Raw genomic sequence first — 17,652 nt, forward strand, 5'->3', positions numbered from 1 at the left:
CCGCGTCTTCAACTCATACGACGACATCGTCGACCACTGCTGTGACGCCTGGAACAAGCTCATCGATCAGCCCTGGAAAATCATGTCGATCGGACACAGGCAATGGGCACATAGGTCATGATCAACGGGATTTGGTATTATTGGTCGATCCGTGATTGAACAGGATGAGAATCTTGTCGGCGTTGGCAGCAGCGGCGGGCGCCGCGATGCCGCCGTCCCCCCACCATAGCCAGATACCGATCGATGCGGCGGCCATGGGGAATGCAATCGCAATCTGAAGTCCGAGATTTCGGGCCTTGGTCATTGCGTTGTTCCGAACCGTAACGGGGTGTTGTGGGCGCTGCTAATACTGCCGCGAAAGACCGACGCTCGAGCCATTGAACCGTTGGGCTTCAAAGGACGGACTCTGGCCTGTGCCGATCCAGGTGCAAAATCACGAAAACGCGATGGACCGGCGCGGAACAGGCGTCCATGTGTTTCCCAATGTTTTCTCGGCCGCCCAACGTGCATGCCCGTAGCCGCGGCCTCACTCAACGAATGCGCAACGTGAGCTCGGCCGGTTCGTCCCACGTGAATACGCCGTCGCGGCGAACCAGTTCGGGAAAATGGCCGGGCACGATGCGATCGGCCATGGCGAGCAGCCGCTCGATGGATTCCGTGCCTCGAGCCACGGTATCGAAAGCCATGTCGCAGCGGCGGGTGATCGCCTCCTTGGCATATTTGATGGCGTCACCGGCGAGGACCACCCGCCCCGATTTGTCGGTCTCGAGGACCAGGGCAAAGCTGCCCGGCGTGTGGCCAGGAGCGGGGAGATAGTGCATGCCGTCGCCAATCCGCCCCTCGCCGTCGATCAATTCGAGATCGTATTTCTGCAACTGGTCGCGGATCAGCCACGGGATGAAGGGGTCGTCCCCGTGGGGAGCCGCCGCATAGTCCCATTCCCGGCGGCTCACATAGACGCGGGCGCCGGGGAACAGGTGGATGTTGTTGCAGTGGTCGAAGTGCAGATGCGAGAGGAAGACGGCGCGAATGTCGCCTGGGGTCATGCTGTGACGGGCAAGCCCGGCGAGCAATGCCGGCTGGTTGCAGTAGTGACCAGTGTCGAACAGCACCGGACCGTCCGTCGACATCACCAGGGTCGCGTTCGCGAGCCCAAAGAAGCCGCCCTCGAAACTGAGGTTGTTGCCCCTGACGATGATATCGTAGTCGACCGGCATAGTGCACGTCTCCAGGGTACCAAAGTCCTATGCCTTTCGAAGCGATGTCAAGCGCCGCCCAAGACGAGTCTTACGTCGTAGCCGATTGGTTCCAGATGTCCACTCGGTACCCGTCGCTGCCGCAACGTCTCGTTCAATCCGAAATGGTGGTGTTCTCTATCGTAGGCCAATACTGCAGGTATCAAGAACGCGAGCAAATTTCCGCCACCGCGTTGCAGGAATAGACCCCAGGTGAAAAAGCGTGCACCTAGCCGGTGGCCGAGTATTTTCCGCCGTTTTGCAACCTCGAATGGTAGCATGATGTGTCAACATGGATGTGATGGCCCATGCTGTCGGAGGTACCGAATCTCGCCAAGACCGTCGCTCTGACCTGGGTGATGTATTTTGCCCCTGTTTGCGTGTTCGGTGGAATCGCGTTGTTGGTCGGATGGAAGCGGGTCAAACTGCTCGCCACCGACTATGCGATTGTCGTTGTTCCGTACGGCGTTTGGCTGTGCCTGCTCTTGTATGACGACAGCGGAAAAACGATCGCCAATCTCATCGAGTCGCTCTTCCTTGGCGCGGCAGCGGCGTTCTTGGTCTTGATTCGAATCATCATTGCCGCCTCACCGTCGGAGCGCTCCGTATCGTCCGCGGTTCTGATTGTGCCGTGCTTAATTGCAATTGGTATATGGGGGTTCGCCCCGCCATTCGCGGAATGAAGGGCGACCAAGACAGTGTTCGGCGAGGTCATGGCCAGGCCTCGAAATGCGCTATGATGCCGAAGCAGAGTTTCAGCGGAGGCACGGCATATGTTCTTCAAGACCGCAGCCGACTCCAGGCCTTATCACCTCGGGTCCTATCCCCTCGAGGTGCTGCCGACCGACGATGGTGTTTTCGCCGTCGAAGCCGCGCGTCCGCCGCTTTCCCAGGCCGAAACGCCGCCGGAACCGATCGGCCCGCTCGGCCGTGCGGCGCGAACCTACCGCGAGCGGTTCGACGAACTGGCGGCCGGCAATGTCGCTCCAATAGTGGCCCCGGTGCCGGATCAGCTCGGCGACCGCGCTGCCGACCTCAAGGGCTACGCGTACTTCATGAATGCCTCCCAGGTCGGGATTTGCGAAATTCCGCCGGCCGCGTGGCGTCGCGGAGAGCCGCCGCCCGACCATGGTTTCGCGGTCGTCATTCTGGTCGCCCACGAACGGGTGCCGGAGACCGACAATCTTGCCCGTGACTGGATCGTGCCGGCGATGTCGGAAGTCGCCGCCATGCGGGCGGCGGAGATCGCGGTCTGCATGGCACGCCTAGTGCGCCGGCTGGGGTTTTCCGCCGATGCCCATTTCGCCGGCCGGACTTCGGTCGATGAGAGGCGTCTCGCCGTCCTCGCCGGGTTGGTCCGGCGCGATGGGGACGGTGTTCGCAATGCCTTTATCGATGGCGGTTTCGAGCTGGCGGTCGTGACCACGACCTACGAACTGGCCGCCGACCGCCCGCTCGCCGCCGCCGCGCTCGAGGCCAAGGGTTTACGCTACTGGTGGGGGATCAATGGCGCCACTTCGGGCCGCGAATGGAATCGGCGGTCGAGGCGGGCGACACATCTCAGCCGCTACCCGATGGAGCAAGTCAGGCGGGTCGACCGGCCGACCACGCTGATATTCGACGACGAAGTGCCGCGGGTGCCGAAGCGGGCGTCGTTTTTCGACCGGGCACTGCGCGGCGATCTTGGTGCCAAGGCGCAAAAGGAACGCAACCGGTTCTCGTTCAAGCAGCCCCATACCAGCGGCATGATGGCCCCGATGCGGTCGATGGTCGCGTATCAGGGTGGCGAGGCCGCCGACGTCGATACCGGGCTCTACCGTGATCCGGCGGCCAACGCGCGGGCGATCAAATCGCTCTCCTACCATCTCGGCGCCGACCTCACCGGGATCTGTGAAATCCCCGCCCACACCTGGTATTCCCATAATGGTGATGGGGACCCAGTCGAGCCCTATCACCGCTATGCCGTGGTCATGCTGATCGATCAGGAATACGATACCATGGAGGGCGCCAGCGGCGACGATTGGATCTCCGGGGCACAATCGATGCGGGCCTATCTGCGCGGCGCGGAGATCGCCGGGATCATGGGCGATGTGGTGCGGCGGGTCGGCTTTCCGGCGCGCTCGCAGACCAATGTCGACAGCGACGTGCTCCACATCCCGCTCATTCTCCAGGCCGGTCTCGGCGAGCTGAGCCGGATCGGCGAGTTGGTGCTCAACCCCTATGTCGGCCCGCGTTTCAAGTCGGTGGTGTTGACCACGGATATGCCACTGGAGCCCGATCGGCCGATCGATTTCGGGCTGCAATATTTCTGCGGGAATTGCCGCAAATGCGCCCGGGAATGCCCGTGCGACGCCATATCACTCGGCGCCAAGATCATGTTCAACGGCTACGAGATGTGGAAACCGGACGTCGAACGCTGCGCCCGTTATCGGCTGACCAATGCCAAGGGATCGGCCTGTGGGCGCTGCATGAAGACGTGCCCGCTCAACAAGGTCGTGACCGCGGACGGGCCGCTGGCGGTACGAATGGCGAGTTGGCTCGGCGTCAATGCCATGTGGCTCAAGCCGCTGATGGTGCCGGTCGCGGTCAAGCTCGACGACGCGCTCGGCCACGGCAAACGGAACCCGGTCAAGAAGTGGTGGCTGGATCTCGAGATCATCGATGGCATCTGCGTCGAGCCGGTCCACGGGATCAACCGCCGCGATATCGACATCACGCAGAATATCGATCCGGCCAAGCAGAAAATGGCGCTCTATCCCGCCAATATGATGCCGGTACCGAACGATACCAATCCGCAGCCGGTCGACCGCAAGGCCGCGTTGGCCGCCATGGCGGGGGCCGAATCTCCGGATCAGGCGCGCGCCCGCAAGGCGCGTGGAGAAGGGCCACCCGTCCAGTATAGGCCGACACCGCCGGCGGTCGGCGGGGCCCGTGGCCCTCAATTCGATCTGCAAGCCTATGGCAGTGGCGGCGACGCACAGCGCGAACGGGCGAAATAGTAGGAAAGGTTAGGGACCCGATGTCGGCCTATGTTTTCTGGCACCGCCCCCAGGCGGCGATCGAGCGAGAGATATACGAGCAGGCGCTCGTCGACTTTCACCGTCAACTCGTGCAACGAAACTGCGTCGGTTTTCGCGGCTCCGCCACGTACCGAATCGGCGAGACGCCGTGGCTCGACGGGCTCCCCGGTTACGAGGATTGGAATTTCGTCGAGTCGTCGGCTGCGTTTGATCCGCTGAATGATATGGCTGTAGACGAATCCATGTGGGAGGTTCACGCCGGTGTCTCGAGCAAGACCGAGATCGGCCATGGCGGGATTTATTACCATGTCCTCGGCAATCCCGGCCCGACGACCTTGACCCGCGCCGCATGGCTGAAGCGGCCCCGCGGCATTCGATATGAGGCGCCGCTCGAGGCGATCGCGGCCCAGGTGCCCGGCACCGTCAGCGTGTGGCGGAAACAGATGGTGCTGGGGCCGGCGCCCGAATTCGTCCTGCTTGCGGCGGCCCCTTTGTCGCTCGATTTGCCGGCCGGATGGGAAGCGCTCTATATCGATCGGGCCATACTGCACGCCGGCGACGCTGCTTAGCTATTGTACCGGTTCGAACGGTGCCTCGTCCGGCCGACCGGCGGCGAACAGCCACACCGGGTCGATTGGGGTGGCCGCCGGGGCGGGCAAGGCGATCAGTGAGCTCGACGAGGTGCCAAAGCCGAAATCGGTGACGACATTCATCGAAAATTCGCGGTTGTCGTCGTCGCCACCACCGTCGCGGCCGCTCATCAGCACCACCCAATCCTGCCACTCGCCGGTTTCCGGGTCGGGCGGAGCAGCATCCCGGAACAGCGGCAGAAAACGTTCGATCCGCCCCGACTCGGTGTCGTTGAGATCCCAAGCGGTGAGCAGGCTGGTCCCGACCGGTATCTCGGTCACGGCGACCTCGCGTTGGTCCCGGTTGGCGAGCCAGAAGGCGTCGCGGTTGTCGGCGACGACCATGTTGAAGGGCCGGTAGCTGGCGGCCGCCAGATCGGCCAACGCGGTCGCCGCGCTGGCCGCGTCGGCGTGGTCGAGGGCCTCGAGCACCAGCTCGCCGCGGGTCCGCATGCCCGGCGCCGGACCGAGCGAACCCCGCCGGTTGAGGATCGCCGCCACCACGCCATGATCGTTGAGCCCGAGCCAGGTGCCGCCGGCGGTCTCGTCGAGCCCCGCCACCACGTCCTCCCGGTCCGGCCAGTGTCGCGCCGGCGGCCGCCAAGGGCGGTTCAGCATCTCGTCGCGGTTGGCGGCCAGGATCAACGGCCAGGCGTGGTCCGGACGCCGCAGTATCACAACGGTGCACATACGCTCGCCACTCCGTGCTTTTGATTCATCTCTTTCCGGCGTTGATGCCGATACCTATATGACGTAGAAGGTGCGGCGCGTCCGCCGGCGCGTCTATGTGAATTGGCAGAGGAACATCGGAATGACCACCTTTAACGACCGCGAGAAGGATTTCGAAGCCAAGTTCAAGCATGACGAGGAGCTTAAGTTCAAGGTGACGATGCGGCGGAACAAGCTACTCGGTCTTTGGATCGGTGAACTGTTCGGCATGGATGACGCCTCTGCCGAGGCCTACGCGCGTGAGGTCATCGAGGCCGATTTCGAGGAACCGGGTGAGGAGGACGTCGTGCGCAAGGTGATGGCGGATATCGAGGCCAAGGGGGCCGACGTCTCCGACTACCAACTGCGCAAGAAGATGGAAGAGTTGATGGCCGAAGCGCGCCAGCAAATCATGCAGGAATTGCCAACAGACTGACGCCGCCGCCGCCAGCGGAGGAGGGTAGGACAGGTTGGACCCGACCGGTGCCGGGAGCCCGACTGGAGAGGTATCGAAGGGCGGATTCCTGACGCTGTGGCATGTGCTTGCTTTCGGATTGCTGTGCCGGTTTGGCGGTCTCGTCGTCTTCGGGCGGACCGATTTTGTCGACGCGCGGCACTATCGCGAAATGGGTCGCGAGCTCGTTGCTAGCGGACAGACCGATAACTTTCGTTACATGCCTCTTTACCCGCTGTGGACCCAGCTGACGGGTGAAGGGCTGACCCAACAGCTTGCCGACATCCTGCTGTCGCTGGTCTTGATCTGGCTGATCTATCAGCTCGTTCAGGTCCTCTTCCAGGACCGCCGTGCGGCACTGATCGCGGCCATCATCGCCGCCATGTATCCGCATTTTATCTTCTATGCCGTAGTCGGCCTAACCGAGACCGCCTTTGCCGTCCTGCTCTGCGCTGCACTGCTGCTGCTGTATCGCGAGCGCTATGCGGCGGGAGCGGTCTTATTGGTGCTCGCCATACTGGTGCGCCCCACGCTCGACCCTCTCGCGCCGGTCTTGATCATCGTGTTTGCGTGTTGGGTCCATCGCCATTCGGTCAACTTTGCCATCGGGCGTCTTGCCCTTTATGTGTTGGTCTATGTCGTCCTGATGATGCCTTGGTGGGTGCACAACTATCAGGCTTACGGCAGCTTCGTCCGTCTTAGCCTGGGCGACGGTATCGTCTTCTATAGCGGCAACAATCCGATGAACCGCAGCGGCGGCGGCATCCATGGCGTCGACGTCGATATGGCCGCGATCGATAGTGAAAATCCCGACCCCGTCGCACGCAATGCCGCCGCGCATGATGCGGCGCGCGCCTATATCCGGGACAATCCGGGGCGGTCCGTCGAGATGATGGGTGTCAAACTGGTGCGGTTCTGGCGCCTTTGGCCGTACGCCGCCGCCTATCAAGGCGCGGCGACGATCATCGCGTCGTTACTGAGCTACGGCGCCGTACTGGCGCTTGCCGTCTGGTTCCTGATCGCTCATGCAAAGGGACGCTGGCGCCCACTGTCCCCGGTCCTGCTGTTCACGGCGTACCTTACCCTGGTTCACATCGTTACGATCGCGTCGATCCGCTATCGCTTCCCGATCGAGCCGTTTCTGATTGCCTTCGCCGCTGTCGTTTTGGCCGCCTGGTCGCGGCGCTGGCCGCAGCTCGATCGAGCGGCGGTGCGTTGGCTTGGGAGTTAGCCGGCGAGTATCTAAGGTTCGTGCCTAGACTGCCTGTATCAACCAAACCGAACGGAGTCCTACCAAGATGGTCAATATCCACCACGGCGAGCCGATCGGGGACGTTCTCGACGAGGACGCCCTCGGCTTGTTCCGGAACCAATGGGATCTCTACCGCAAACTTGTGGTCAACGACTATCTCGCGAGCGCCGAAGTCTACGGCATCCTGCACGGTATTCTGGCCCGCGAATTCGTCAAACCGTTCCGGTTTCTCGATCTCGCGTGCGGGGATGCCAGCGGTGTGGTCTCGGTCCTGAAGGGAACGCGGATCGCGCATTATCACGGCGTCGATTTGGCGCCGCCGGCCCTGGATATGGCCGCCGACAACCTCGACGCTCTCGACTGCGAGGTCGAACTCGAGCACGGTGACTACATCGAAGCGATGCGAGAGCGCCCCGAGCCTGCCGACATCGTGTGGATCGGTTTGTCCCTGCACCATCTTCCAACTCCCGAGAAGCTGGTCTTGATGGGCGAAATTCGCACCATGCTCGGTGGCGACGGGCAACTCGTCATGTATGAACCGGCGATGCGGGAGGGCGAAGACATGGATGCCTACGCCGACCGCTACGAGCGCCTTGCCAAAGGGACCTGGGATGCACTGAGCCGGGATGAGGTCGATGCGGTGGTGACCCATGTGCGGACCTGCGACCTCGTCGAGACCGCGCCGAATTGGCTGGCATTGGGACGGGAGGTCGGGTTTTCCAATGCCGAAACATTGTTCGTGGCGCCCTCCGACCTCTTACGCATGTACCGATATCGGGTCTAGAGCGCCTGATTCCCTAGTCGTCGCCGAAAACGCGCGCGAAGATCGCGGCGGTGTGGCGGGTGTCATAGGCGAGGTCGAACAGGGCCTCCAGCGCCGCGTCGTCGAGGCGCGTCGTGACGTCGGCATCCGCCTTGAGCGCCGACAGAAAATCCGCTCCGTCGTCCCAGACCTTGGCCGCGTTGCGTTGGACGGCTTCGTAGGCGTCCTCGCGGCTCATCCCGGCCTGGGTCAGTGCCAGCAGCACGCGCTGTGAATGGACGAGGCCGCGCAGGGCGTCCAGATTGGCCTTCATGGCATCCGGGTAGACCACGAGCTTCTCGATCAAACCGGTCAGGCGTACCAAAGCGAAATCGAGGGCGATCGTGGCATCGGGGGCGATCACGCGCTCGACCGAGGAGTGGGAGATGTCGCGCTCGTGCCAGAGGGCGATATTCTCGAGCGCCGGGACGACCGCCCCGCGCACCAGCCGTGCGAGTCCGGTCAGGTTTTCCGACAGGATCGGATTTCGCTTGTGCGGCATCGCCGACGAACCCTTCTGGCCGGGGGCAAAATACTCCTCCGCTTCACGCACTTCGGTGCGCTGTAGATGGCGGATTTCCATCGCCAGGCGCTCGACGCCGCCGGCAATCACGCCGAGGGTCGCGAAGAATTGGGCATGACGGTCGCGGGGAATGACCTGGGTCGAGACCGGCTCGACGCCAAGGCCGAGTTTCTCCGCCACATGGGCCTCGACCGCGGGGTCGACATTGGCGAAGGTGCCGACCGCGCCGGAGATCGCGCAGGTCGCGATTTCGCTCCGCGCCGCGGACAGCCGCTCGCGATTGCGGGCGAACTCGGCATAGTGACCGGCGAGCTTGAGCCCGAAGGTCGTAGGCTCGGCATGGATACCATGGCTGCGTCCGATACAGACGCTATCCTTGTGCTCGCGCGCCCGGTCCTCCAGGGCCGCCAGCAGCCCGTCCAGGTCGGCCATCAGCAGGTCCGCGGCTTGGCTCAGCTGCACCGCCAAACAGGTGTCGAGCACATCCGACGATGTCATCCCCTGATGGACGAAGCGCGCCTCGGGTCCAACATGTTCGGCTAGGTTGGTCAGGAACGCGATGACGTCGTGCCGCGTCTCGCGTTCGATCTCGTCGATTCGCGCGACGTCGAATTTGCCCCGTTGCCAGACCGCCGCCGCGGCCTCCTTCGGGATCACGCCCAATGCCGCCTGGGCATCGCAGGCATGGGCCTCGATCTCAAACCAAATACGAAACCTGTTCTCCGGCTCCCAAATATTCGCCATTTCGGGCCGGCTATAGCGTGGAATCATGGATCTACCCATCTGGTCCGGGCGATGCGCCAGGGCGGCTTGGATACGGAGATGACAGGGACTTTATAGCGCCTTGCCGTGGCGCCCGTACATGACGAATCGGCGCCGGGCAGATTACCGAAAGTGGGGCGTGAGGCGGTCAATGGCCTCGTTAAGCAATTTCTCCGAGGTGGCGAAGCAGAGACGGAGATATTCCTCTCCGCCGGGGCCGAAAGCGGTCCCCGGCGCCATGCCGACACCGCAATCGTCGATCAGGCGCAACGCCAGGCGGCGCGCGTCCGGCTCGCCGTCGACGGCGAAGAACAGATAGAACGCGCCGTCGGGCTCGGCGAAGCGGAGCCGCGGAAACTCACGCAGGCGCCGGCACACCAGGTCGCGGCCGGCGCGGCTGCGGGCAATGGTCTCGGCGACGAAGGGTTCGCCGTCTCGGATCGCCGTCACCGCGCCGCGCTGAAGGAACCCCGGCACGCCGGACGTGTTGTACTGGATCAGGCTTTCGTAGACTTGACCCAGCTCGACCGGCGCCACCAGCCAGCCGATGCGCCAGCCCGACATCGCCCAGTTCTTCGAGAAGGTGCTGACCACGATAAGCCGTTCATTCGGGTCCATGATCTCAAGGAACGACGGCGCGGTATCGCGGTCATAATAAAACCGCGTATAGACCTCGTCGGCGACGATCCACAGGCCATGTTCGCGGGCGAAGTCGCGGACCTGGATCATGTCCTCGCGCGGCATCACCCAGCCGGTCGGGTTGCCCAGTGAATTGATGAAGAGGAAACGTGTACGCGGGCCGCAGGCGGCGAAAAATCGATCGAGATCGAGGCTCCATCGACCGTCCTCGAGCGTCAGCGGGACCTGCACGGATTTGGCGCCGCAGACCTGGACGGCGTGAAAGACGTTCGGCCAAACGGGCGTCGGTATCACGGCTTCGTCGCCATGTCCGAAAAGCATTTGCACCGTATTCATGATCGCCTGCATGCCGCCGACTGTCACGAACACGCGCTCGCGGTCGACATGGACATTGTGCAGCGCGCTCAAATAATCGCCGAGCGCCTCGCGCAGGGGCGGGATGCCGCGCTGCCAGGTATAGAATGTTTCCCCCGCGTGCAGGCCCTTCATCGCGGCGTCGCAAATGAAACGCGGCGTCGGTTGGTCGCCTTCGCCGACCCACAGCTGGATTATACCATCGCGTTGGCGGCCATGATTGACCACCTCGATAATGCCACTCTGCGGCAACGTCGCGATGTGCGGGGTGATGTCGCCAATGAGTCCGTCGCGGGTCTTGTCGAGCATGATGATCGGTCGGTTATGGGTTCCGATCCCGATTCTCTAGTCCCGTGTCGCCGCGGAATCAATCATCGTCGGTCGGTCGCGGCGCAGGGCAGGGCTGCGCCGGGCGCATCAATGGCCAAGTCGTCAATCGACCACTCAGCCCGGCACCGGGAAGATCGTCGGAACGATGAACCGGGCGACCGCCGCGATCAGGAGAATGGCGACCAGATTCAGCCAGATTCCGGCGCGCGCCATGGTCGGGATCGTGACCAGCCCTTTGGCGAAGACGATGGCGTTCGGCGGTGTCGCGACCGGCATCATGAATGCGCAACTGGCGGCCAGTGCCGCGGGCACGACCAGGGACAAGGGGTCGCCGCCGACGGCGACCGCGAGCGCCGCCACAACCGGCAGGAATGCCGCCGTCGTCGCCGTATTGCTGGTCAATTCGGTGAGCAGGATGATCACCGCCGTCACCACCAGAACGACGACGATCGGCGGCAAGCTGCCCAACGCGGTGAGTTGCGACCCAATGTAATCGGCCAAGCCGGTGGCACTGATGGCGCCGGCCAGGCTGAGCCCGCCGCCAAACAGGATCAGCACACCCCAGGGCAGCCGCAACGCCCAATCCCAGGTCATGGCGAAGGTCCAGTCATCGCCTTCGCGGACCGGTATAATAAAGAGCGCGATGGCGGCGACGACGGCAATGCTCGCATCGCCGATGATGATGGTCGGAAACAGATCTTCAAGGGCGGGACGAAAGATCCACGATAGCGCAGCGCCAACAAATACGACGGCGGTCGCTTTTTCGCCTTGGGAAAGCGGGCCGAGACTGGCCAATTCGCGGTGAAGGATCTTCCGTAGTCCTGATATCGGGCGGCGTTCGAAGTGAAACAGCAGGCGGGTGAGGAAAATCCACGCAACGGCGAGCATGACCAGGCTCAGGGGCAGGCCAACCGCCATCCATTCGACGAAACCGACGGTTAGACCGTAGGTTTCGAGAACGAAACCGGCCATGAGCGCATTGGGCGGCGAGCCGATCAAGGTAGCCAGGCCGCCGATGCTGGCCGAATAGGCGATCGACAACAGCAATGCGACTGCGAATCCGGGCCGCTCAGGGGCCTGTTCATCCTCGTGAAGAAGGCCAATTACCGACAACGCGATCGGCAGCATGATGAGCGCGGTCGCGGTATTGCTGACCCACATGCTAAGCAGCGCCGTGGCGGCCATGAAACCACCGATGATGCGATCGCGCTTGCTCCCGACGACGACCAGAATGCGCAGCGCGATACGCCTGTGGAGGTCCCAGCGCTCCATCGAAAGGGCGATGACAAAGCCGCCGAGAAAGAGGAACACAAGCGAACTCGCGTAGGGCCGGGTGGCATCCGCGATCGGTGTCACGCCGAGTAACGGAAGCAGGCCGATCGGCAACAGCGCAGTCACCGCAACCGGTGCCGCCTCGGTCAGCCACCAGATGGCCATCAACACGGCAACCGCCGCGACGCGCCACGCCGCCAAATTGAGTCCTTCGGGTGGAGGGAAAACCAGCATCGCTGCGAATGCCGCGAGTCCGAATATGATGCCGAAGAGCGCGCGCCGTGATCGTTTCCTGACGGGAACGCCGGTGGGCATGGCGGGCTACGTCCGAGCGCCGTTTGCCATCGACTGAAATCGGCGATCGGCCAGGACCACCGAATTCTCGATCTGGCGTTCCGGGATGGTCCAATAGGTCTTGAGCAGGCGGTTCTTTTCGGTTTCGGTGACGACGGCGAATCCGTGGTGCTGGTAGAATCGGATCGCCCAGTGCGCCGCCGCCCAGGTGCCGATCAAGACCGGCCGGTCGGTCGTCTTCAGCAAGTTCATGAGGAGCCGCGTACCGATTCCACGCCCTTGATGCGCGGGGCGCACATAGGCATGCCGGATCAGGTAGACAGCGCCCCGATCCTGAATGCCCATGACGCCCAAGACCTCGCCACTGTCATCGAGCAGGCTGAACTCGACGCCGGCGGCGATCTCCGTCGCGAGTTCGGTATCGGGCATGTAGGGTTCGTGCCAGCAGGCCGCGGGAATGACGTCTCGGTAGGCCTCCGCGGCGGTATTGACGATTTCCACGACCGCATCGAAATCGTCCTCGGTGGCGGATCGAATGGTCGCGGTCATGACGAGCCGGCGCGCATCAATGCCACTGGGCGAGCTCGAAGGTGACGCCGCCTGGACCGTACAGGAAAACGAGCTTGCGGTTGTGGTAGTCCAGAATATCGCCGCGGAATTCGACCCCAGCGGCCTTGAGCCGGGCGACCTCGGTCTCGATGTCGTCAACGGCAAAGCAGAGATGGTTGAAACCGGTCTTGGTCAGATTGGTGATGTTGGGATCGGCGACCGGATCGGGGTGACGATAGTGCAGCAATTGTATATCGAAACGCGGATCGCAGTCCTTCAGCACCATGGTCACATGATCGGCGTCGATGTCCGGGACGCCCATATAGGTCGAAAACGTTTCCCCGCGAATGACGCTGGCAATCTGTTCCTCGAACCCGAGAAGGGTGAGGAATTCCTTCGCCGCGTCGAGGTCGGTGACGACGATGGTCACATGGTCGGGATTCATCAGCATGATCGCGTCTCCGCCTTCTTGGCCGGTGGTCGAACCGTTCCGAAGCCGACCATATACCGAATTCGGCGGACAAGCGCGCGTGGCAACTTGCGCGAAATGCGCGACGGCTCTTCTCTTGCCCCGAACGGCGATCGCCGCCGGCTCGCGGCATCGCATCCTAGGGCGTGATCGGCTCACTTCGTTTCGATGTGAGCCGTGAATCACGCCCTAACATATTGAGTGAGAGCAAGATTCACGTTTCAGATCGATTCGATCTGATACGATCTTGCTCTAGCCGACACGTCCTGCCTGGGCGTTCGTTGGGTAGAGCCGTTTTTCGAAGGCGCCGAGGTCGAGGTCGAATGACTTGAGGCGCCGGCGGACGAAAAATCCCAGGATCGCGGCGGAAAATAGCGCGATGAGGAGGCCGACGCCGGCTGCGCCGGCGAGCCACCAATTGACCGAGCCGAGAAGCGCGGCCCACGAATCCCGGCTGCCCACCGCCGACACGAAATTGGCGGCGGTGTCGACCAGCGCGGCCACGGCCGGCAAGCTGAACAGGACGCGCAGGGTCGTGATCTGATCGAAGGCCTCGTGAAGCAGCTTCAGCCTGTCCGCGACCTGGTCCAGATGTTGCGCGACGAGCCGTTCGAAGTCGTCGTCTTGGGCCACCGCTTTGTCGATCTTGAGCTGCACATCGCCGTCGGGCTGGATGATGCTGACGATCCCGACGGCCCTTTCTTCCTCCTCGCTCCAGACGCTCGCCGATGCCGCTGGCGGCACGACCATGCCGCCCGAAAGCAGCTCGGCCATGACTTCGACCGCCGCATGCCAGCGCCGCGGATCGACGAGGCGTTTGGCCGCGTCGATCCAAGCCGAGATTGCCGCCCGGGACGATATCATGGCTATCCGAATAGACGCTGGAATGCCTTGCCGAGAAGGTTGGCAAGAACGTCAAACATCTTTTGCCAATGTTCGACGCCGAATTCGATCGAGCGTTGATGCGCCGTCCACAGCGGTTCATTTTGCGACAGGTTGAACCCGCGTTTGACGCGGTTGACCATATCGCCGTCGAGTTGCAGCACGGTCTGCATGACGATCACGTCGGTGCCGATATCCCAAATCTTGCGGAGGCGAACGATCAGCTCGGTCGGCGGCCGCGGCGGCCGTTCGTTCAACGCGATCAGCTCGCGTCTCGATCTGCCGAGAAATTTGGCGTTATTCGAACCGCGAGCATCCTCGGCCCTCATCAAGCCTTCGACGATGCCGACCAGCGCGTCGCAGTTTCTCTTGATACGCAGGGCGACCGGCAACGCGGCCTCGTTGAGGGCACCTCTCGCCGCCTTGATCGTGGCCGCTCGATTGAGCACGTAACCGGCCGCGTAATGAAGGCGCAGGAAGGTATCGATATCGTTCCTGATGGCATCGCTTGTCAGGCTATCGGGATCGTCCTTGAAGAGGGTATCCCCGGTCAGCTGAAACCTCTTCAGGCGTTCCCGTTTCTTACCTTCATCATCGCCGCATCCGCTGAGGTCAACGTCCCAAAAGGCCTTGAGCTCGAGCCCGAACTGATCCCGCAGAAACCTGTTGTAACGGATCGCCACATCGATCAGCGCATGGGGGTAGCTGGGCATCTTGCGACCGGTGATCCCGTCCGAAAGAATGGTGTTGGTTTCGAGGTGGAAGAGGTCGCGGGAGAGGTCCGCGATCTCTCTTTGCCATTCAGGTAGGGCCATGGCGCCGCCTTCCCGGCACGATTCCGTGCGCCGACATCAACCGCCGCCGGACTCGGCCTCGTCTTCCTTGATCCAGGAACGGACTTTCTCCGCCAGCTCGCCGACCATCTTCAGGTTGGTCGCGATGATTTCTCGCGCCAGGGCGACCTGGGTCGTGTGGAAATCCTGCAGTTCCTTGTTCTGTCCAGCCGAATAAGCGGGCGAGATTACATTTCGGATGTCGCCGGTCAGCAGGTTGACGGATGTGACATAACCCTTGGGTTTGGTCCCGAGATCGATTTTCATCGCGTTTTTGGGGTCGTCGAAATGGTCGATCGTGAAGTCGGAAACGGCGGTTACGATTTCGAGCTCGAGCGTATTGTTGATGGCTTGAAGCAGGCGGTCGAATACCGATTGCTGTGTCGGCGCTGCCGCGGGAGCGTTCTTGGCTGCAGCTTGTGGGGTGCCATTGGTCATGGATTTCTCCTCACATTTCGGTTGGGGGGTGTGGCCGCGAAACAATCACGCCGGTGATCGAGATCGAGTGTTTGACGGTGAAAACGAGAATTGACTAATCGGCCGGATGAACTATTTCCGTTCCAGTTCATCCGAACGAACGCGGTGTACGTATCGAGAGGCGTCGATCCAATAGGAGTGCGAACCATGCGTGGGCCTTTTCTAAGTCTCTTTGCCATTACAATACTGGCTGGATGTGCCGGCCCCTCGGCCGCCGCGCCGGAATTCGATCGGGCGGCCTATTCCGAAGGGTGCCTCGCCGGAACCCAAGTCGGCGGCTTCAGCAACAACTATGTCGCGACCAATCCCGGCCCGAGCTATGAATCCGATCCTCACTATCGCCAGTCTTGGGATGCCGGATTTCGAAAATGCTTCGACCGCGCGATCGCCAACCCGAGACGCCGCTAGGCGCGAATCGATCGCCTTTTCCGGTTGACCGGACGGTCGCTCGGGAATCCCTGCCGATGGTATCGCGACGTCACGGACGTCGCCACTCGACGCGGTCGGAAACCGCGAAGCGCATCGAGCATGAATTAATGGACGGATCGCCATTTCCGGTATCACCGACTCCCCAGTCCCGCGACCCCAGCGGCGGGACTTGGTAGCTCAGCAACACCGAAACGACGCCCGATCGTAGCACGATTCAGGACGGCCGACTATTGTGCGGTTGGTCTTCGAACCGGCCGAGGTTCTCGTCCTTCGGTCGTCGAGTATCGGATTTCGGCGCTCTTCGGATGGATAGCCAGTCGCCGGCGGCCGGACATGGCGGGACCGACGACCCGTGCCAGGTTCGCGATCGTGCGCTAGATTGGGGCCAAACCGGGGCCGCAGAGATATGATGGATTATGACGGGTTCTGGCAGGCTTTCGTGCTGCTGTTCGGCGTCCTTCCGGCTGTAATCGGCGCTGTTGGCGGAGCGATTTGGGCGCGGCGTCGCGGCAGGCGAGCCACGGGAGTGATTGGCGGTGCCGTGGTTGGTGCGGTGGTTCTCGGTCTGGTCGTTTTTGGCTGCGCAGTACTATTCTTTCGCGCCTGAACGGAGATCGGCCGAGAAAAAATGGCCCCGCCGAAGCGGGGCCAGTTGTTGAATCGAGCAGGGAGGAACCGGCTCGATCGCCTGCTAGCACGACCACCAAAGCGCATTTCGCACGGCCGCGCAGTGACGAACCTCACAAGCGAAAGCCGAGCTGGCTGTCGGGCCGCGCACCGCCAGGTGGCGTCATCCACGCCGGGGGAGAGCGGTCCGGCGAGTTGCTGGCCAAAAAAGGCCCCGCCGAGGCGGGGCCAGGTATCCACTTTGGGAGGTGTTCCTCCTGCCAGCAAGCTGGCCAGCTCAGACAACCACATACGAATTATTGACGATGTGGGAAATGCCACGCTCCAAACTATGCGGCGATGGTGGAGATTTGCCTCCGCGCCTAAATCAACCCTAGGCTGCGCATGGAGGCGTGGCCCTTGCGGCCGATCACGATATGGTCGTGCAAGGCCACGCCCAGTGCTTCGGCGGCGCGTTCGACGTCGCGGGTCATTTCGATGTCCGCCTCCGACGGCGTCGGATCACCGGAGGGGTGGTTGTGGATCATGATGATCGCCGACGCACTCAATTCCAGCGCGCGCTTGACCACTTCTCGCGGGTAGACCGGCGTATGGTCGACCGTACCCGTCTGCTGAACCTCGTCGGCGATCAATGCGTTTTGGCGATCGAGGAAGAGAACACGGAATTGTTCCTTCTTCTCGTGCGCCATGCTGGCGCGGCAATAGGCAAGAAGTTTTCGCCATGAGCCGAGGACCGGGCGTTCGATGATTTCGTCGAGGCTCATGCGCAGCGCCGCCGCGCGGACCGCCTTCAACGCCACCACCGCAGCGTCGCCGACCCCTTTTACTTCGCGGAGTTCGGAGGGCTCGCCGCCGATGACCGCGGCGAAACCGCCGAATCGCGCCAGCAATGCCTTGGCGACCGGCTTGACATCGCGGCGCGGGATCGCCGGATACAGGATCAGTTCGAGCAGTTCGTAGTCGGCGAGCGCGTCGGCGCCGCCTTTGAGGAAGCGCTCGCGCAAGCGCCGGCGGTGGCCGTGATAGTGGGGTTTGGAATCCTCGTTCACGCTTGGCGGCCGAATCCGGTTGTGGTCGAGGGTCGACTCTCGCCAAATCCGGCCCTCCGCGCA

19 protein-coding genes and 1 pseudogene are annotated in these 17,652 nt (G+C 62.6%); 8 read left to right on the top strand and 12 right to left on the bottom strand.

What is annotated here, in order from left to right; genetic code table 11:
- Window positions 1-121, top strand: a 121-nt coding sequence (locus GY791_02340; protein MCP4327262.1) for an IS630 family transposase, incomplete at its 5' end; no start/stop codon positions are given.
- Here the strand turns inward: GY791_02340 and GY791_02345 are convergent.
- Together GY791_02345 and GY791_02350 are read right to left on the bottom strand one after the other, a co-directional pair.
- Window positions 122-304 (bottom strand): hypothetical protein, encoded by a 183-nt coding sequence (locus tag GY791_02345; GenBank protein MCP4327263.1) that lies wholly within the window; start codon window positions 302-304, stop codon window positions 122-124.
- A 226-nt stretch (window positions 305-530) separates the two neighbouring features.
- The gene (locus GY791_02350) at window positions 531-1,217 is read right to left on the bottom strand and encodes an MBL fold metallo-hydrolase (GenBank protein ID MCP4327264.1); all 687 of its coding nucleotides are present in this window, start codon (window positions 1,215-1,217) and stop codon (window positions 531-533) included.
- Between the two features lie 326 nt (window positions 1,218-1,543).
- Here GY791_02350 and GY791_02355 point away from each other — a divergent pair, with 326 nt between their 5' ends.
- The 3 genes and pseudogenes from GY791_02355 (at window position 1,544) to GY791_02365 (ending at window position 4,824) form a co-directional block, all read left to right on the top strand.
- A complete protein-coding gene (locus GY791_02355; protein ID MCP4327265.1) occupies window positions 1,544-1,918 on the top strand; it encodes a hypothetical protein in 375 nt (124 codons plus the stop codon).
- Between the two features lie 90 nt (window positions 1,919-2,008).
- Window positions 2,009-4,126: pseudogene (locus tag GY791_02360) on the top strand (Fe-S protein).
- Between the two features lie 128 nt (window positions 4,127-4,254).
- A complete protein-coding gene (locus GY791_02365) occupies window positions 4,255-4,824 on the top strand; it encodes a hypothetical protein (GenBank protein MCP4327266.1) in 570 nt (189 codons plus the stop codon).
- Here GY791_02365 and GY791_02370 read toward each other — a convergent pair whose 3' ends face one another.
- The gene (locus GY791_02370; protein MCP4327267.1) at window positions 4,825-5,574 is read right to left on the bottom strand and encodes an NRDE family protein; all 750 of its coding nucleotides are present in this window, start codon (window positions 5,572-5,574) and stop codon (window positions 4,825-4,827) included. It lies immediately after the preceding gene.
- 121 nt (window positions 5,575-5,695) lie between these two features.
- Between GY791_02370 and GY791_02375 the strand changes: the two genes are divergently transcribed.
- The 3 genes from GY791_02375 to GY791_02385 all read left to right on the top strand — a co-directional run bounded on the left by GY791_02375 (window position 5,696) and on the right by GY791_02385 (window position 8,082).
- A complete protein-coding gene (locus tag GY791_02375) occupies window positions 5,696-6,028 on the top strand; it encodes a DUF1476 domain-containing protein (GenBank protein ID MCP4327268.1) in 333 nt (110 codons plus the stop codon).
- A 34-nt stretch (window positions 6,029-6,062) separates the two neighbouring features.
- On the top strand, window positions 6,063-7,277 hold the full coding sequence (locus tag GY791_02380; protein MCP4327269.1) for a hypothetical protein: 1,215 nt from the start codon (window positions 6,063-6,065) through the stop codon (window positions 7,275-7,277).
- Window positions 7,278-7,344: 67 nt separating this feature from the next.
- Complete coding sequence (locus GY791_02385; protein MCP4327270.1) at window positions 7,345-8,082, top strand: class I SAM-dependent methyltransferase; 738 nt, start codon at window positions 7,345-7,347, stop codon at window positions 8,080-8,082.
- A gap of 13 nt (window positions 8,083-8,095) precedes the next feature.
- On the opposite strand, the gene GY791_02390 is transcribed toward GY791_02385, so the two are convergent.
- The 8 genes from GY791_02390 to GY791_02425 form a co-directional block, all read right to left on the bottom strand.
- Window positions 8,096-9,394, bottom strand: a complete 1,299-nt coding sequence (locus GY791_02390; protein MCP4327271.1) for an adenylosuccinate lyase — start codon at window positions 9,392-9,394, stop codon at window positions 8,096-8,098.
- Window positions 9,395-9,508: 114 nt separating this feature from the next.
- On the bottom strand, window positions 9,509-10,687 hold the full coding sequence (locus GY791_02395) for a pyridoxal phosphate-dependent aminotransferase (GenBank protein ID MCP4327272.1): 1,179 nt from the start codon (window positions 10,685-10,687) through the stop codon (window positions 9,509-9,511).
- Between the two features lie 135 nt (window positions 10,688-10,822).
- Window positions 10,823-12,295 (bottom strand): DASS family sodium-coupled anion symporter, encoded by a 1,473-nt coding sequence (locus GY791_02400; GenBank protein ID MCP4327273.1) that lies wholly within the window; start codon window positions 12,293-12,295, stop codon window positions 10,823-10,825.
- Between the two features lie 6 nt (window positions 12,296-12,301).
- On the bottom strand, window positions 12,302-12,823 hold the full coding sequence (locus tag GY791_02405) for a GNAT family N-acetyltransferase (protein MCP4327274.1): 522 nt from the start codon (window positions 12,821-12,823) through the stop codon (window positions 12,302-12,304).
- A 16-nt stretch (window positions 12,824-12,839) separates the two neighbouring features.
- Window positions 12,840-13,274: a glyoxalase gene (locus GY791_02410; protein MCP4327275.1), complete on the bottom strand. Its 435-nt coding sequence runs from the start codon at window positions 13,272-13,274 to the stop codon at window positions 12,840-12,842.
- A 270-nt stretch (window positions 13,275-13,544) separates the two neighbouring features.
- Window positions 13,545-14,156 (bottom strand): hypothetical protein, encoded by a 612-nt coding sequence (locus GY791_02415; GenBank protein MCP4327276.1) that lies wholly within the window; start codon window positions 14,154-14,156, stop codon window positions 13,545-13,547.
- A 2-nt stretch (window positions 14,157-14,158) separates the two neighbouring features.
- The gene (locus tag GY791_02420) at window positions 14,159-14,989 is read right to left on the bottom strand and encodes a hypothetical protein (protein MCP4327277.1); all 831 of its coding nucleotides are present in this window, start codon (window positions 14,987-14,989) and stop codon (window positions 14,159-14,161) included.
- Window positions 14,990-15,025: 36 nt separating this feature from the next.
- A complete protein-coding gene (locus GY791_02425) occupies window positions 15,026-15,445 on the bottom strand; it encodes a hypothetical protein (protein MCP4327278.1) in 420 nt (139 codons plus the stop codon).
- A 186-nt stretch (window positions 15,446-15,631) separates the two neighbouring features.
- On the opposite strand from GY791_02425, the gene GY791_02430 reads away from it, so the two are divergent.
- Window positions 15,632-15,892, top strand: coding sequence for a hypothetical protein (locus tag GY791_02430; protein ID MCP4327279.1), 261 nt, complete (start codon window positions 15,632-15,634; stop codon window positions 15,890-15,892).
- A 1,010-nt stretch (window positions 15,893-16,902) separates the two neighbouring features.
- Here GY791_02430 and GY791_02435 read toward each other — a convergent pair.
- Window positions 16,903-17,589, bottom strand: coding sequence for a JAB domain-containing protein (locus tag GY791_02435; protein MCP4327280.1), 687 nt, complete (start codon window positions 17,587-17,589; stop codon window positions 16,903-16,905).
- Window positions 17,590-17,652: the final 63 nt, after the last annotated feature.

Source organism: Alphaproteobacteria bacterium, from assembly GCA_024244705.1.
Lineage (GTDB): Bacteria > Pseudomonadota > Alphaproteobacteria > JAAEOK01 > JAAEOK01 > JAAEOK01.

Bases quoted from the DNA above. Each gene is read 5' to 3' on its own strand.
- GY791_02390 (MCP4327271.1), bottom strand. From the start codon at position 9,394: ATGATTCCACGCTATAGCCGGCCCGAAATGGCGAATATTTGGGAGCCG.
- GY791_02425 (MCP4327278.1), bottom strand. From the start codon at position 15,445: ATGACCAATGGCACCCCACAAGCTGCAGCCAAGAACGCTCCCGCGGCA.
- GY791_02375 (MCP4327268.1), top strand. From the start codon at position 5,696: ATGACCACCTTTAACGACCGCGAGAAGGATTTCGAAGCCAAGTTCAAG.
- GY791_02405 (MCP4327274.1), bottom strand. From the start codon at position 12,823: ATGACCGCGACCATTCGATCCGCCACCGAGGACGATTTCGATGCGGTC.
- GY791_02365 (MCP4327266.1), top strand. From the start codon at position 4,255: ATGTCGGCCTATGTTTTCTGGCACCGCCCCCAGGCGGCGATCGAGCGA.
- GY791_02345 (MCP4327263.1), bottom strand. From the start codon at position 304: ATGACCAAGGCCCGAAATCTCGGACTTCAGATTGCGATTGCATTCCCC.
- GY791_02400 (MCP4327273.1), bottom strand. From the start codon at position 12,295: ATGCCCACCGGCGTTCCCGTCAGGAAACGATCACGGCGCGCGCTCTTC.
- GY791_02410 (MCP4327275.1), bottom strand. From the start codon at position 13,274: ATGCTGATGAATCCCGACCATGTGACCATCGTCGTCACCGACCTCGAC.
- GY791_02385 (MCP4327270.1), top strand. From the start codon at position 7,345: ATGGTCAATATCCACCACGGCGAGCCGATCGGGGACGTTCTCGACGAG.
- GY791_02350 (MCP4327264.1), bottom strand. From the start codon at position 1,217: ATGCCGGTCGACTACGATATCATCGTCAGGGGCAACAACCTCAGTTTC.
- GY791_02430 (MCP4327279.1), top strand. From the start codon at position 15,632: ATGCGTGGGCCTTTTCTAAGTCTCTTTGCCATTACAATACTGGCTGGA.
- GY791_02355 (MCP4327265.1), top strand. From the start codon at position 1,544: ATGCTGTCGGAGGTACCGAATCTCGCCAAGACCGTCGCTCTGACCTGG.
- GY791_02420 (MCP4327277.1), bottom strand. From the start codon at position 14,989: ATGGCCCTACCTGAATGGCAAAGAGAGATCGCGGACCTCTCCCGCGAC.
- GY791_02415 (MCP4327276.1), bottom strand. From the start codon at position 14,156: ATGATATCGTCCCGGGCGGCAATCTCGGCTTGGATCGACGCGGCCAAA.
- GY791_02395 (MCP4327272.1), bottom strand. From the start codon at position 10,687: ATGCTCGACAAGACCCGCGACGGACTCATTGGCGACATCACCCCGCAC.
- GY791_02370 (MCP4327267.1), bottom strand. From the start codon at position 5,574: ATGTGCACCGTTGTGATACTGCGGCGTCCGGACCACGCCTGGCCGTTG.